The sequence below is a fragment of the Amycolatopsis sp. cmx-11-32 genome (assembly GCF_047608695.1).
In the GTDB taxonomy this organism is placed as follows: domain Bacteria; phylum Actinomycetota; class Actinomycetes; order Mycobacteriales; family Pseudonocardiaceae; genus Amycolatopsis.
On sequence record NZ_JADNQN010000004.1, the window covers coordinates 626,995 to 640,372 of the forward strand.

The window sequence follows — 13,378 nt, forward strand, 5'->3', positions numbered from 1 at the left end:
TCCGAGTTGGAAAGTCAGCGGATCCTGGCGACCCGGTAGGCGATCCCGCCCTCGACCAGGTAACCCGAGCCGGCGCAGACGACGTCGTTCAGCCAAGAGTAGTGCTCGGAGCCGGTCTCGAACAGCGGGTTCGTCCGGAAGTAGTACCGGGCCGGATCGACCAGATGCCGGGTCGCGGGATCGGCGACTTCGGCGCGGAGTTCGGCCGGGATCCGCCAGCGGCCGCCGTAGGTCATGTGCAGCAGTGCGTCGTCGTGGGTGCGGAGGGTCAGCCGGACGTCGAGCGTCATCGTGCCGTCGGGTCGGAACACGGCCCAGTCGCCGCCGGTGGGCAGCACCTCGCCGCGTAGATCCGGGCCCTCGAACGTGCCGCCCGCGGCGCCGAAGAACACCCGTCCACCGCCGATGTCCAGCCGCGGGTGCAGGTCGACGACGATGTCGAAGAGCAGTTCCGTGCGGAGTTCGCCGACGTCCTTCACGCGCGTGATCATGAGCTGAAAACCTTCCGCCGGACGGCGTCGGTCGAGACGCCGGACTGGGCGCAGAGCGCCGAGAGGTCGAAGAAGAACCGTTCGGACGCGATGAGGCCGTCCGCGAACGTGAACTGGATGAAGACAGGGAGTTCGGCGCGATCGCCGTTGGGCACGACGCCGAACCGGTCGCCGGTCATGGTCATCCGCGCGGTACCCCAGCAGACGAGTGTCGCGCCGTCGCTCGCGTGGCCGTCGAGGGTGACGTCGTAGTCGGGAAAGGTGGCGAAGAAGCGCTTGAGCGCCTTTTCGTTCTCGGCTCGGCCTTTCGCGGTCGTGCCGAAGGCGGGGGTTTCGAGAGTCATGTCCGGATGGAGCAGGTCCAGGGCGGCGGGGATGTCCTGCTTGCTCTTGGCGACGGCCAAGGCTTGGGCGAGTGCGAAGGTCACAAACTAAACGTACGACCGTTCGTATAGTTTAGTCAAGGGGTGGAGACCTGGGGAGGGTCGCCGGCGCCCGATTTGCGAGACACAGCCACGGGGCGTCCTGCGAGGCAAGCCCAAGTACCTGAAGGGGGCCTTCATGTACTCCAGGCCGCGGCGCTCATGGCCGCCCGGTCCGCCACTGGGAGCCACTGCCGCTCCGCGTCGAACGGCTGATAACCGGACCGCACGTGCTCGATCAGCAGCGGCAGCGTCGGGTGCCGGTTCTCGTGCCGCCACAGCAGGGAGAACGGATATACCGGCGTCGGGTCGACGAGCGGGATTTGGACGACGTCCGGATGCCGGGGCACGTGCATCTTCGCGCCGACGAAACCCAGGCGGTCCTTCGACTCGCTGAGCACCTCGATGTGGTGTTCGAGTCCGAAGTTCGGGCCGTCGGTGTCGACGAGGACGCCGAACGCCGGGCACAGTTCCTGCCAGAACTCCGCCCATTCGCTGGCCCGCGCGTTGTACGGCATCCAGGCCGTGAGGCCGTCGAGTTCCGCCATCTCCACCCGCCGTCGCCGTGCGAGCGGATGCCGCCGCCCGACCAGCAGGTTCGCCGGCTCCAGGTAGGCGGGTGTGCGGGCGATCGCGGGGTCCTTCACGGCGCTGACACGGGCGAAGGCGGCATCGACCGACTCGGGCAGCATCGGACGGCGCACCGCGCCCAGTCCGGGCGTGACGAGTTCCAGTTCGTCGTCGTGATCGGCGTGGAAGGCCCGGATCACTTCCATGGTCGCCAATCGTGTGCCGAGGACGTCGACGCGCAGTGGACGGCGCCTGTCGTGAAGACGCTCGACGGCGTGGTCCGCGAGGCTGATCAGCGCGCGAGCGTGCGCGAGGAACTCCTCGCCGTCCTCGGTCGGCTCGGCCCCTCCGCGCGTCCGCGACAGCAGTCGCACGCCTAGATCGGCTTCGAGTTTCGCGACCCGCTTGGAGATGGCCTGCTGGCTCACCTCCAGCCGGATCGCGGCCTCGCCGAAGTACCGGTCGTCGGCCACCGCGACGAAAGCGCGCACCGCGCCGAGGTCGAGTTCCATGTGTCCTCCTCTTACCACTCGTGGTTGTCGCTCGCCGCGTGTCGCTTGTCGGACAACTCGATGCCCGACGGCGCGGCCAAGATAGCGCCGCTGTTCACCGAGGCCCAGCGGTTCGGCACGCCGGCGGTGGGCATGACCGACCACGGGAACATGTGGGGCGCCGACGAGTTCTACCGGCAGTCCACCCAGGCCGGGCTCAAACCGGTGATCGGCATCGAGGTTTCCCTCGCGCCCGAGTCGCGTTTCCACGATAAGCCGGTGTTCTGGGACCGTCGCGGCGGTGACGTCTCCGGTGGCGGCGCCTACACGCGTACGACCATGGTCGCGGAGAACGCGGCCGGTCTGCGGAATCTTTTCCGACTGTCCTCTTTGGCCAGTCTGGAGGGCTGCTACCGCAAACCGCGGATGGACCGGGAACCCCATCATCGCGACCATCGGGTGCCCGTCCGGTGAGGTGCGGACCAGGCTCCGGCTGAGTAAGTCGGACGAGACGACGAGGACGCGGTTCTCGAACTGAAACAGGCCTTGCTGGCGCACAAGGGGGAAACCCCGGTCGCGGTCAGCTCGATGCCCTTGGGAGAGCCGAAGTTTATTCCCGGCAGCACGCCGCGCTGAGCCGAGGCGACCGGATTATGTTGTGGGCATGAGTTCCTTCGTCGCACAGCGAAACGGGCGGACGGCGTCCGCGGAAGACCTGGCGCCGCTGGCTTTCGCTGGGTTCGCCCACTTCACGGCCATGCAGGTGCGTGACGGCCGGGTCCGCGGTCTCGACCTGCATCTGGACCGGCTGCGGACCGCGTCCATGGAGTTGTTCGGCGGTGCGGTGCCTGACGACCGGATCCGCTCGTACCTGCGGACGGCGTTGGAGTCCGGTCCGGCCGACGTCTCCCTGACCGTGACGATCCACCTGCCGGGCGAACTCGAAGTCCTCATCCGAACCCGGCCACCGGCGTCCGGTCCGGAAGGTCCGCTGACGCTGGCGGCCGTCGAGCACGAACGCGTCCTGCCCTCGATCAAGCACACCGGCGAGATGGCGAAGACCTACTTCGGGCGTCAGGCCGTGGCCGAAGGGTTCGACGACGCCGCGTTCGTCGACAGCCAGGGCAGGCTCAGTGAGGCGACGATCTGGAACCTGGCGTTCTGGGACGGCGATACGGTGGTGTGGCCCGACGCCGGTCTGTTGCGGGGTACCACGATGGACATCTTGCGACGGCGGCTGGAAGTGCCGCAACGGGTCCAGGAGATCACCCTCGCCGCTCTGCCGGAACTCGCGGGCGCGGTGGTCATGAACTCGTGGACGCCGGGGATCGCGGTGCGCCGGATCGGCGCCACGCCGATGCCGGACGCTCCGTCCTTCGTGGCCTCGCTGCACCAGGCTTACCAGGCAGAACCCCTTATCCAGCCCTGAAAGGAAGACGCCGATGAAGATCCTCGTGGTCGGTGCCACCGGAACGATCGGGGCCGCGGTCTCCGAAGCCCTCACCGCGCGCGGGCACACCGTGCTCCCCGCCTCACGCTCCGGCGAATTCAAGGTGGACGTCGAGCGGCCCGGCACGCTCGACTCGGTGTTCGCCGCCGAACCGGGGATCGAGCACGTCGTGTGCTGTGCGGGGAGCGGCTCGCTCGTCCCGGTCGACGGCGGCAGCGACGAGGAGTTCGTCCAAGGCCTGCAAGGAAAACTGCTCGGCCAGGTGTTCCTGCTGCGGCACGCGATCCCGCACCTGCCGGACGGCGGGTCGGTGACGCTGACCGCTGGCCGGATCCCGGAGACGTTGCGCGGCAGCGCGTTCGGCGTCCTGACGAACACCGGCCTCGAAGCGTTCGTCGCGGCGGCGGCGCGCGAACTGCCACGCGGTCTCCGCGTCAACGCCGTCAGTCCCGGCTGGGTGAGCGAAACGCTGGCCGCGCTCGGCGAACCGGACGGCGGCACCCCGGCGGCGGAGGTCGCGCGGAGCTACGTCGAGGCCGTGGAGACCGCGGACCTCACCGGGCGGACGCTGACACCCTGAAAGGCCGCCGGGGCCGGGCTGGAGACATTGCCCGCCAGTGTGCGGGAGATCGTGGCCGGATTCCCGTTTGACGGGGCTGCCATCGTGGATCTTCGTGGCGAACCAAGACGACGACAGAAACGAACTCCTTCGACTGGCCGGGCTGGCGACGCCGATGGCGCTGCGGGTCGCGGTCACCCTCGGCCTGCCGGACCGGCTGTCCGGCGACGGTGCGGCCGCCGGTGAACTGGCGGCGGAACTCGGCCAGTCCCCGCTCGCGCTCGATCTGCTGCTGGGTCACCTCGTCACCCTGGGCGTCCTCGAACGGACGTCGAACGGCTACCGGACCACCGAATACGGCGCGAATCTCCGCGCCGCCGCGGGAAACGGCCTGGCCGGTCTGCTGGACATCAAGGCCGCCGGAGGGCGAGGTGAGCTGGCGTTCGTCGAACTCGCGCACAGCATCGCCACCGGCCAGGCGGGCTACCTCCGTCGCTACGGCCAGGACTTCTGGACCGATCTCGCCGAGCACCCGCGCCTCCGGGAGACGTTCGACCACCAGATGACCCAGCGGTTCAGTGCGCAGATCCCGGGGCTCGTCGGTGGTTTCGACTGGTCCCGTTTCGGCACGATCGTCGATGTCGGCAGCGGCCACGGCAGTCTGCTCGCCGCGATCCTGACGGCCAACCCCTCGGTACGCGGCCATCTCGTCGATCTCGCGCCCACCGCGGCAGGCGCCGAGAAGGAGCTGCGTGCGCAGGGACTCGAAGACCGGACCGAGGTGACCGCTGGCAGCTTCTTCGACCCGCTCCCGGCCGGCGCGGACGCCTATCTGCTCTCCGACATCCTCCACGACTGGGACGACGAGCGCGCGCACCGAATCCTGGCCCGCTGCGCCGAAGCGGCTCGTCCCGGGGGCCGGGTCCTCGTCATCGAGGCGGTCGGCGGGCTGGGGGCCCAAACGGAGTGGGACCTGGTCATGCTCGTGCTCTACGGCGGCCGCGAGCGGCGCCTCGTCGAACTTCGTGAACTCGCCGCCGCCCACGACCTGGTCTTCGACTCCGTCACGACGTTGACCGACGAGCGGAGCCTCCTGGAGTTCCGTATCCAAGATATTCCTTGACAAGAATATTCTCATGAGTGAATACTTCGGGGCATGGAACAGCAGATCGCAGCGGCGCTGGGAGACGGAGCGAGGTGGCGCATCGTCGAACTCCTCGCCGAACGGCCTCGTTCCGTCGGTGAGCTCGCCGAGCTGACCGGCCTCCGGCAACCACAGACCACCAAGCACCTCCAGACCCTCGCTCGCGTCGGTCTCGTGACGGTCTTCCCGCTCGGGCAGCGTCGCGTCTACGCGGTCGAGACGGTTCCGCTGAAGGATCTCGAAAACCGGCTGGGCGAGCTGATCGCGACCATCGGAGCGAACGAGGGCGAGCGAGATGTCCTCACGCGCTACCAAGCCAAGATCGGCGCGGACTCCGCCGCCGCGGACCGCGATAGGTGGGCGGACGGACGCGCGTTCTCGTTCGACCGCCTGCTGGCCGCGCCGCGGGACGTCGCCTGGCGGCACTGGACCGAGCCGGATCTGCTCGCGTCCTGGTGGGCTCCGCCGTCGATGACCGTCACCGACTGCGTCATCGAACCGTGGGCGGGCGGCCGTGCCGTTCTCGACTATCGCGACGCCGAGGGGCGGTATCGCTCGACCGGAAGAGTCCACGCCGCGAAGGAACTCGAGCGACTCGAGTTCGAACTCTCGGTGCTGGACGCCAAGGGAAAGACCTTCTTCACCGGTCATTACGACCTGAAGTTCACCGAGGCGCCGGGCGGAACCCGGCTCCGGCTGGACCTGCGCATCACCGAAACCACCGTCGAGGCCGTCCCCTTCATCGCCGGGATCGAAACCGGCTGGGGTCAGGTGCTCGACAAGCTCACAGCCCGGCTCACCCAGGAAAAGGACTGAACGACATGACGAACTCGACCGGCCGCCGCGTCACCGCGAACATCGGCCTCACCCTCGACGGCCACTACAGCGGCCCCGGTGGCCCCGGTGACATGGGAGCGATCGTCTCGTACGCCACCACCGACGTCGCCCGCGGACACCTCGCCCGCATCCACGAGAACGCGACGACCGCGCTGCTCGGCAGACTGAACGCGGAGGGCTTCCTTGGCTTCTGGCCGATGGTCGCCGGCGACGAGAACGCCGACCCGCGCGACCGCGCCTACGCGAAGTGGCTGGTGGACGCGGAAAAGGTGGTCTTCTCCACGACGCTGACCGAGGCCCCGTGGGACCGCGCCCGTGTCGTGAACGCCCCCGCCGCCGAGGTCGTCGCCGATCTCAAGGCCGACGGTGAAGGCGACATCCTGGTCAACAGCAGCGCGAGCGTCATCAAGGCCCTGCTCGCGGACGACCTGATCGACCGGCTGTACCTGATAATCTGCCCCGAGATCACCGGCGGCGGGCAGCGGCTGTTCGTCGACGGCCTGCCGGCTTCGAAGTGGAAGCTGACGTACCAGGAAGCCGGCGAGCTTGGCGAGCTGGCCTTGGTCTACGACCGCGTGCGCTGATCACTCCGAACAAGGTGAACGTCACCGACGCGACGCCGGGTGTTCCCGCGCGATCGTGGTGGCATGACACGTGAAACGAAATCCCCGGTACCAGGGGCGCTGACCAGGCGGAGATTCCGCGTTCGAGCGCCGTCGCGTCGGGTATGGCCACCGATGGAGTCTCTGAGCCAACTATAAGACTGGTATATGTACTATAGTTGGGTATTCAGTACTATACTTGGCGTTGCCGAAGACTGCTTCAGGGAGTTGGATCGTGGACTTGAGCCGACCGTTGATGACGGTCACCCCCACGCTCGACGGCGACGTCCTCGCCGTGCTCGCCAATCATGACGGCATCTTCACGACCGGGCAGTTGCATCGTCTTCTGGCAAGGCATTCGGAGGAGGGGATTCGCAAGGTGCTTCGGCGCCTGGCGAAGCAGGGTGTCGTGCTGTCCGACCGGGTCGGGAACGCCTTCGCGTACCGGCTCAACCGTGAGCATCTCGCGGCGGAGCACATCATCGGGCTCTCCCAGATTCAGAAGACGCTCCTGGAACGCATCGAAGACCGCCTGGAGTCTTGGGAGATCCCGCCGGTCTATGCCGCGGTGTTCGGCTCGGCGGCGCGCGGCGGGATGACGGAGGACAGCGATGTGGACCTCCTGCTGATCCGGCCGGATGACGCCGACGACGACCGGTGGGAAACGCAGGTTCACGCATTGGCGATCGAGGTGACCCGCTGGGTCGGAAACGACACTCGTCCTTTGGAGTTCACGGAAGCCGAACTCGCCGACCGGGCGTACGACGAGGCCGTTCTGCGTGATGTGGCACGAGACGGGCTCACCGTGGCCGGGAGCAGGGCATGGCTGGCAGGCCACTTGCGAAAGAGAAAAGGCTGACGTGCGAACCAGGGAGTGCGGCGGGGGTGTCCGGCGAGGGCGCATGCACAAGGCGAGCCAGTTCATCGAGGCCGCGGACACGATCCGTGAACTCGCCGACGAGCACGAGGACGCGGCCGACGCATACGTGACCTTGTGTGTCCACGCCGGAATCGCGTCCGACGTCATCTGCTGTGCCAGGTTGGGCGAACATGCGCGGGGTGAGAACCATGATGAAGCGCCGGCTACGGCGGATGAGTTCAAGCGCGCGGGCCGGGCGGCTCAGACCCTGGTCGAGACGGCTCGCCGGGTGGCTGCTGCCCGCTGAGCGAGCCGCGAGCAGGTGGGGTGGGCCCGGAGAGACTCGAACTCTCACTGGCACGGACCTAAACCGTGTGCCTCTGCCAATTGGGCTACGGGCCCCAGTACCGCCCTGAAATCGTAGCGTGCGACACGATCGGCGTTTCTCGGCGTGGCCGGTGCCGCCGGAGGGGGTGGCGTCCTCTAACGTGGGCCCCCTGCAAGTTCGTCGCGGCGAGGAGGACACGTGGCTCGCGATCCCGAGACCATCGAGCGTGAGATCAAGCAGGCCAGGAACGCACTGGTCGCCACGCTCGACCAACTGGGCACGAAGGCGAACCCCGCGAAGCTGGTGGATTCCGCGAAGACCGGCCTGCGCGCGAAGCTGGATGAGCCCAAGGTGAAGTACCCGCTCATCGGCGGGGCGGTGCTGATCGGCGTGCTGCTGATCCGCAAGCTCCTGAAGTAGCTCTCAGGAGGTCTGGGCCGCCTTGGCGGGTGTCTTGGCGGGCTCGGTCTTCTCCTCGGGCACCTTCGCCTCATCGACGGCCTTCGGGAGTTCCTTACCCTGGGGTATCGGCGGCTTGGCGGCGATCTTCTCTTTCGCCTTGCCGTTCGCCGGGGGAGGAACCTCGAGAGGTTCGATCTCCGGGAGCGTCAGCCGCGCCGTCATGTAGGCGGCGGTGAACTCGAGGGCACTGCCGTTGAGCAGGTGCACCACGGTCGACCTTTCCGGCGGGGACAGTTTCTCGACCAGCTGGTCGGCCCGGTCCCTCGCCGCGATGATGCCCGGCGCGCGACCGGTCAGTTCCTTGCCGGAGCCGCTGACCGTGACCTTCCAGTCGTCGTCCTCTCGGAAATACGACGCGGTGATCGGTTCGGTCATCCGCCTCACCCCTCTCCTCGCGAGCATGCGTCACTCTGTGGACTGAGCCACGCCACCGCCATGACGCCACTTTCGGTTGGTGGCGCCCCCTCTTGGCGGAGGTCGTGGAGGTCCATTAGGGTTTCTACAGTGTCATCGATACAGTAGGACAACTCTGTGTCACAAGACACTGGGGGCAATGTGCTCTGAGTGACGACCGAATGGCCTAATGCACGCGCATCTTCACAGTCGCTTCAGTGGGCCCGCGCGGACAGGCCTGACCAGAGGACGTCCATCGCGTATTCGGTGGCCATTTCGGGGCTGACGTCCTCGTGTCGCTCGCACCAGATCGCGAGCCGTTCGCACGCGCCGACGACGAACTCCGCCGATGCCTCGGCGCGGAGGTCGTCGCCCGATTCGAAGTAGCCGCTCATCAGTGCGGCGATCAGGTCGGTCTGCTGGCGCCGGGTCTGCTCGATCTCGTCGGCGGCCGGGGTGCCGATGAGCGCCATTTCGTGCCTGAGCAGCGACCAGGCCTGCCGTCGTTCCCGGATGAAGACGAAGAAGGCGAGCAGTCCCCGCCGCAAGGCCTCCTCGGCGGTGGTGGCGCCGACGGTCGCCCGTTCGGTGACCTCGCGCAGCGCTGCCCTCGACTGCTGGATGCAGGCCAGCAGCAGCCCCTCTTTCGAGTTGAAGTACTCGTACAACATCGGCTTCGAGACGCCGACGCGTTCGGCGATCTCGTCCATCGACGCCGCGCCGTAGCCGCGTTCGGAGAAGACCTCCTCGGCGATCTCGATCATCTGCCGCATCCGCTCCGCACGGGGCATGCGTTTGCGCTTCGCCGTCGTCACCACAACACTCTACCGAAGGTAACCTACTTCAAGTAAGGTGAACTCTCGGTAACAGGTAATACGAAGGAGGGGTCGGGGTCATGGGCAACCGCACCGAGACCGGTGTCGTCATCGTCGGGACCGGCTTCTCCGGTCTGGGCATGGCCATCCAGCTGCGGAAAGAGGGGCGCGAAGACTTCGTCATCCTGGAGAAGGCCGACGACGTCGGCGGCACGTGGCGGGACAACACCTACCCCGGCTGCGCCTGTGACATCCCCTCGCACATGTACTCGTTCTCGTTCGAGCAGAACCCCGGCTGGTCTCGCGCGTACTCGCCGCAGCCGGAAATCTGGCGCTATATGCGCGACGTCGCCGCGAAGTACGACCTGCACCGCTACATCCGCTTCGGCCAGGAGATGACCGGCGCCCGCTGGGAAGCCGACGAGAATCGCTGGCACGTCGCGTCGAAGTCGGGCGAAGAGTTCGTCGCGCCGGCACTGGTCGCCGGAGTCGGTGCGCTGCACCTGCCGCAGATCCCGGCGCTGCCGGGCATCGAGAACTTCAAAGGCCGGGCGTTCCACTCCGCGCGGTGGGAGCACGACTACGACCTCGACGGCAAGCGGGTCGCCGTGGTCGGCACCGGTGCGAGCGCGATCCAGTTCGTCCCGCGGATCGCGGCGGACGTCGCCGAGCTGACGCTCTTCCAGCGGACGCCGCCGTGGATCATGCCGAAGCCGGACCGCGAGATGCCGCCGGCGCTCAAGAAGGCCTTCGGCTCGGTGCCCCTGCTGCAGCGCGTCTTCCGCAACGTCCTCTACTGGGGCCTCGAAGCCCGCGCGATCGGTTTCAACGGGCAGCCGTGGGTGATGAAGATCGGTGAGCGCATCGCGAAGCGCAACATCTTCAAGAGCGTGAAGGATCCGGAACTGCGCCGGAAGCTGACGCCGGACTACACCATGGGCTGCAAGCGGGTCCTGGTCTCCAACGACTACTACCCGGCACTCGCGCGGGACAACGTCGACGTCGTCACCACCGGGGTCACCGAGGTGCGCGAGCACAGCGTCGTCGACGGCTCCGGGGTGGAGCACGAGGTCGACGCGATCATCTACGGCACCGGGTTCCACGTCACCGACGCCTTCGACGACCTGGAGATCATCGGCCGGGACGGGCGCAACCTCGGCAAGGAGTGGTCGGCCGAGGGGATGCGGACCTATCAGGGCATCACCGTGTCCGGCTTCCCGAACCTGTTCTTCCTGCTCGGCCCGAACACCGGGCTGGGGCACAACTCCGTGGTGTTCATGATCGAGGCGCAGATCTCCTACGTCGCACAAGCGCTGCGGCTCGGGCGTGGCAAGGCGCTCGACCCGCGTCCGGAGGCACAGGAGCGGTTCAACACCGAGATCCAGCGCAAGCTCGCCAAGGGCATCTGGACCCAGGGCGGCTGCAAGAGCTGGTACCTGGACGCGAAGGGCGTCAACCGGACGATCTGGCCGGGCTTCACCTGGCGGTACTGGCTCGACACCCGCAAGGTGCGTCGCGAGGACTACGAACTCCTCGGCTGAGTACGAACGAGGGAGGGTCCGTGAAAGCCAAGATGGGGGGCATGGCCTTCACGGACCCGGGGATGCCGCGCTCATGAGGGGTTGAGCCGGCGAAGCCTTCCGATGAGATCGACGGTGGGGATGCCGCACAGTTCGGCCATCCGTTCCAGCGCCGCGAAGTCGAGGTCGACTTCGGCGCTCCCGGCGTCGCCCGACCGCCTGAGCCGGTCGTCCGCCCACCGTCGCAGGGGGAACAGTTCTTCCTGGTCGTCCTTGAGCACCAGGCGCAGGTCGATCCGGACGCGGCCCGGTTCGTCCACGAACACCCGGCGATGCACCTTGGCCAGCAGATCCTGTGGCAGCTCGTCCATCGCGACGCACAATTCGACCAGGCGCACCACGGAACAGTGCCGGGTGCCCAACTCGTAGGTCGCCAGCGTCTGGAGCGAGATCTCACTCTGCAGATGCTGGTTCAGTTCCTTGCGTGTCCAGCCACGTTCGCGGCGGAGCTTGCGGAGCTCGTCTCCGAGTATCCGCTGATAGCTCTCAGCGTCGATCAGCACTCCCCATCCCCTGCCCTTCTCCACCGCTCATCCCATTCGACTAAAAGCGGGACGAGCGCCCTCACGTGTATGAAAGTCGGCAGGACGCCCGCTCTTACGCGGTTTCGGGGGTGCTTTTCATACCGTTTTTGACCTGTTGGGCCGAATGGGTGAAGGAATGCTTGTTCTGAGAGGTGTTCGGGTGGGTGTCGTGGAACACCGACGCCGCTCACCCTCGGTGCGGCCGTGTCGCGAAAGCCACTTTCGGGACGCCTGAGGTCGCGAAAGTGGCTTTCGCGACACGCGCCGGAGGAGGTGCTGTGCCGAGGTGGCGCCGTGCGGCGAGGGCGTCAGTTGACGCAGGGGACACCTTCGGCGGTGATCGGCTTCCCGCCGGACTGCTCGGGCGGCGGCGCCGCGGCCGACGAACCGGCGGCGTTCTGTGAGGACCCGGAGCCCCCGGTGCCGCTCGCCGACTTGAAGTCCGAGCCGAGGAAGACCATCACGTGCCCGGCCTCGACGCTCTTGTCCTCCTGGACGGTCGGATTGCCGCCGAGTTCGTCGGCGACCGCCTGGCCCGCCGCCTTCTGGCCCTTGGCGACCCAGACCACCGTCTTCCTGCGCGCACTGGCGGTCGCCGTGTCGCCCGCGGTGAAGCCCTTGTCGACGAGCTGCTTCAGCACCGTCGAGGCCAATCCGTCCCGGTTCGTGGAGTTGCGGACGTCGACCGTGGTCGCCTTGTTGGGCGATTCGGAGGACGGCGGCGGCTGCTCGCCGGGCTGTTGGCCCGCGAGCCCCTGCACGAAGTTCTTGACCTGCTTCGGGTCGACCTGGATGGCGACGCCGTCGTTCGGGGTTTTGTACTCGATGTTGACGATCGGGATCGTCCGGAACTCGAGCTGGCCGCCGGTCAGGTTCTTCATCTGCTGCGCGAAGCCGAAGATGTCCCAGTTCTGGTTGAGCACGACCGACTTCTTGATGGCCGCGATCAGGTCGTTGAGCTTGCCAGGGTTCGCGAGCGTGCCCGCCGAGAGCACCTTGCGCGCCATCCCGGCCATGAACACCTGCTGGCGGACGACCCGGTCGAGGTCGCCGCGCGGTAGCCCGTGGCGCTGCCGGACGAAGCCGAGCGCTTCGACACCGGAGATGGTGTGCGGGCCCTTGGTGAACTTCGCGCCGGAGAACTGGTCGTTGACGTCGTCGTTGAGGCAGACGTCGACCCCGCCGATGGCCTGGGTGATCTCGCTGAAGCCGAGCAGGTTGATGGCGGCGTAGTTGTCGATGGTCGAACCGGTCAGCTGCTCGACCGTCTTGATCAGGGTCTTCGCCCCGGCCTCGTTGGCCTTCTGGTCGAGTTCTTTCGGGTCGGAGACGCCGTTCTCCTGCTGCGTCTTGCGCTCGTCGAGCATCGCGCGGGCATAGGCGGAGTTGATCTTGTGTTTGCCGAAGCCACCGGGAATGTCGACGTAGGAGTCGCGGGGCAGGGAGATCGCGACGGCCTTGGAGCCGTCGTTCGGGATGTGCACGAAGATCAGCGAGTCGGTGTTCAGTTCGCCGTCGGCCTGTCCCGCGCGCAGCTGGGCGAGGACTTCCTTGGACAGCGGGTTGCCCTGCGCGTCCGTGCGGCTGTCGAGGCCGACGAGCAGGATGTCGCGGGCGCCGTCGGCGGGTTTGTCGCCCTCATCGGCGCCGATGCCGACGTTCGCGAAGGTCAGGCCGTCCATCGCCGCCCACGCGTAGCCGGTCAGGCCCACCACCAGCAGCGAGACGAGGCCCAGCGCGATCTTGGGTCCGCGGAACGATCGCCTCGGGGTGCGCCGGGGTTCCGGGCGCCGGGGCGGCGGGCCCGCGGCATGGCGGGCGGGTGCCGTCCTGGCCCCACGCGGCGGGGCC

At 67.5% G+C, this 13,378-nt stretch carries 16 protein-coding genes, 1 tRNA gene and 1 pseudogene; 10 read left to right on the top strand and 8 right to left on the bottom strand.

Features of this window, described 5'->3' with window-relative positions; genetic code table 11:
- Positions 1–14: 14 nt before the first annotated feature.
- From ACM6LR_RS15465 to ACM6LR_RS15475, 3 genes are all read right to left on the bottom strand, one after another.
- The gene (locus ACM6LR_RS15465; RefSeq protein ID WP_414939258.1) at positions 15–491 is read right to left on the bottom strand and encodes a DUF3237 domain-containing protein; all 477 of its coding nucleotides are present in this window, start codon (positions 489–491) and stop codon (positions 15–17) included.
- Positions 488–919 carry an ester cyclase gene (locus ACM6LR_RS15470; RefSeq protein WP_414939257.1) on the bottom strand — a complete coding sequence of 144 codons (432 nt, stop codon included), beginning with the start codon at positions 917–919 and terminating at the stop codon, positions 488–490. Before ACM6LR_RS15470 ends, ACM6LR_RS15465 begins: the two co-directional genes overlap by 4 nt.
- Before the next feature lie 131 nt (positions 920–1,050).
- Positions 1,051–1,995 (bottom strand): LysR family transcriptional regulator, encoded by a 945-nt coding sequence (locus ACM6LR_RS15475; protein WP_414939256.1) that lies wholly within the window; start codon positions 1,993–1,995, stop codon positions 1,051–1,053.
- A gap of 60 nt (positions 1,996–2,055) precedes the next feature.
- Between ACM6LR_RS15475 and ACM6LR_RS15480 the strand changes: the two are divergent.
- The 8 genes and pseudogenes from ACM6LR_RS15480 to ACM6LR_RS15515 all read left to right on the top strand — a co-directional run.
- Positions 2,056–2,485, top strand: a pseudogene (locus ACM6LR_RS15480) (PHP domain-containing protein); the annotation flags it as partial.
- Positions 2,486–2,638: 153 nt separating this feature from the next.
- Entirely contained in the window at positions 2,639–3,403 is a 765-nt protein-coding gene (locus ACM6LR_RS15485) for an aminotransferase class IV family protein (protein WP_414939255.1), read from the top strand.
- A 13-nt stretch (positions 3,404–3,416) separates the two neighbouring features.
- Positions 3,417–4,004, top strand: a complete 588-nt coding sequence (locus tag ACM6LR_RS15490) for an SDR family oxidoreductase (protein WP_414939254.1) — start codon at positions 3,417–3,419, stop codon at positions 4,002–4,004.
- Between the two features lie 94 nt (positions 4,005–4,098).
- Complete coding sequence (locus tag ACM6LR_RS15495; protein WP_414943989.1) at positions 4,099–5,106, top strand: methyltransferase; 1,008 nt, start codon at positions 4,099–4,101, stop codon at positions 5,104–5,106.
- A 33-nt stretch (positions 5,107–5,139) separates the two neighbouring features.
- Positions 5,140–5,943, top strand: a complete 804-nt coding sequence (locus ACM6LR_RS15500; RefSeq protein WP_414939252.1) for a metalloregulator ArsR/SmtB family transcription factor — start codon at positions 5,140–5,142, stop codon at positions 5,941–5,943.
- A gap of 5 nt (positions 5,944–5,948) precedes the next feature.
- A complete protein-coding gene (locus ACM6LR_RS15505; RefSeq protein ID WP_414943990.1) occupies positions 5,949–6,548 on the top strand; it encodes a dihydrofolate reductase family protein in 600 nt (199 codons plus the stop codon).
- Between the two features lie 253 nt (positions 6,549–6,801).
- Positions 6,802–7,425: a nucleotidyltransferase domain-containing protein gene (locus ACM6LR_RS15510; RefSeq protein WP_414943991.1), complete on the top strand. Its 624-nt coding sequence runs from the start codon at positions 6,802–6,804 to the stop codon at positions 7,423–7,425.
- A 43-nt stretch (positions 7,426–7,468) separates the two neighbouring features.
- Entirely contained in the window at positions 7,469–7,732 is a 264-nt protein-coding gene (locus ACM6LR_RS15515; RefSeq protein ID WP_414939249.1) for a hypothetical protein, read from the top strand.
- 21 nt (positions 7,733–7,753) lie between these two features.
- Here ACM6LR_RS15515 and ACM6LR_RS15520 read toward each other — a convergent pair.
- Positions 7,754–7,827, bottom strand: a tRNA-Leu gene (locus ACM6LR_RS15520).
- 124 nt (positions 7,828–7,951) lie between these two features.
- Between ACM6LR_RS15520 and ACM6LR_RS15525 the strand changes: the two genes are divergently transcribed.
- On the top strand, positions 7,952–8,173 hold the full coding sequence (locus ACM6LR_RS15525) for a DUF3618 domain-containing protein (protein WP_076162544.1): 222 nt from the start codon (positions 7,952–7,954) through the stop codon (positions 8,171–8,173).
- A 3-nt stretch (positions 8,174–8,176) separates the two neighbouring features.
- Here the strand turns inward: ACM6LR_RS15525 and ACM6LR_RS15530 are convergent, their stop codons facing one another.
- Both ACM6LR_RS15530 and ACM6LR_RS15535 read right to left on the bottom strand, forming a co-directional pair.
- Entirely contained in the window at positions 8,177–8,590 is a 414-nt protein-coding gene (locus ACM6LR_RS15530) for a hypothetical protein (protein ID WP_414943992.1), read from the bottom strand.
- Between the two features lie 233 nt (positions 8,591–8,823).
- The gene (locus ACM6LR_RS15535; protein ID WP_414939549.1) at positions 8,824–9,381 is read right to left on the bottom strand and encodes a TetR/AcrR family transcriptional regulator; all 558 of its coding nucleotides are present in this window, start codon (positions 9,379–9,381) and stop codon (positions 8,824–8,826) included.
- A 122-nt stretch (positions 9,382–9,503) separates the two neighbouring features.
- Here ACM6LR_RS15535 and ACM6LR_RS15540 point away from each other — a divergent pair, with 122 nt between their 5' ends.
- Positions 9,504–10,964 carry a flavin-containing monooxygenase gene (locus tag ACM6LR_RS15540; RefSeq protein WP_414943993.1) on the top strand — a complete coding sequence of 487 codons (1,461 nt, stop codon included), beginning with the start codon at positions 9,504–9,506 and terminating at the stop codon, positions 10,962–10,964.
- Positions 10,965–11,035: 71 nt separating this feature from the next.
- Here ACM6LR_RS15540 and ACM6LR_RS15545 read toward each other — a convergent pair whose 3' ends face one another.
- Complete coding sequence (locus tag ACM6LR_RS15545; protein WP_414939247.1) at positions 11,036–11,506, bottom strand: helix-turn-helix transcriptional regulator; 471 nt, start codon at positions 11,504–11,506, stop codon at positions 11,036–11,038.
- Positions 11,507–11,835: 329 nt separating this feature from the next.
- Positions 11,836–13,239 (bottom strand): LCP family protein, encoded by a 1,404-nt coding sequence (locus ACM6LR_RS15550; RefSeq protein ID WP_414939548.1) that lies wholly within the window; start codon positions 13,237–13,239, stop codon positions 11,836–11,838.
- Between the last annotated feature and the right edge of the window lie 139 nt (positions 13,240–13,378).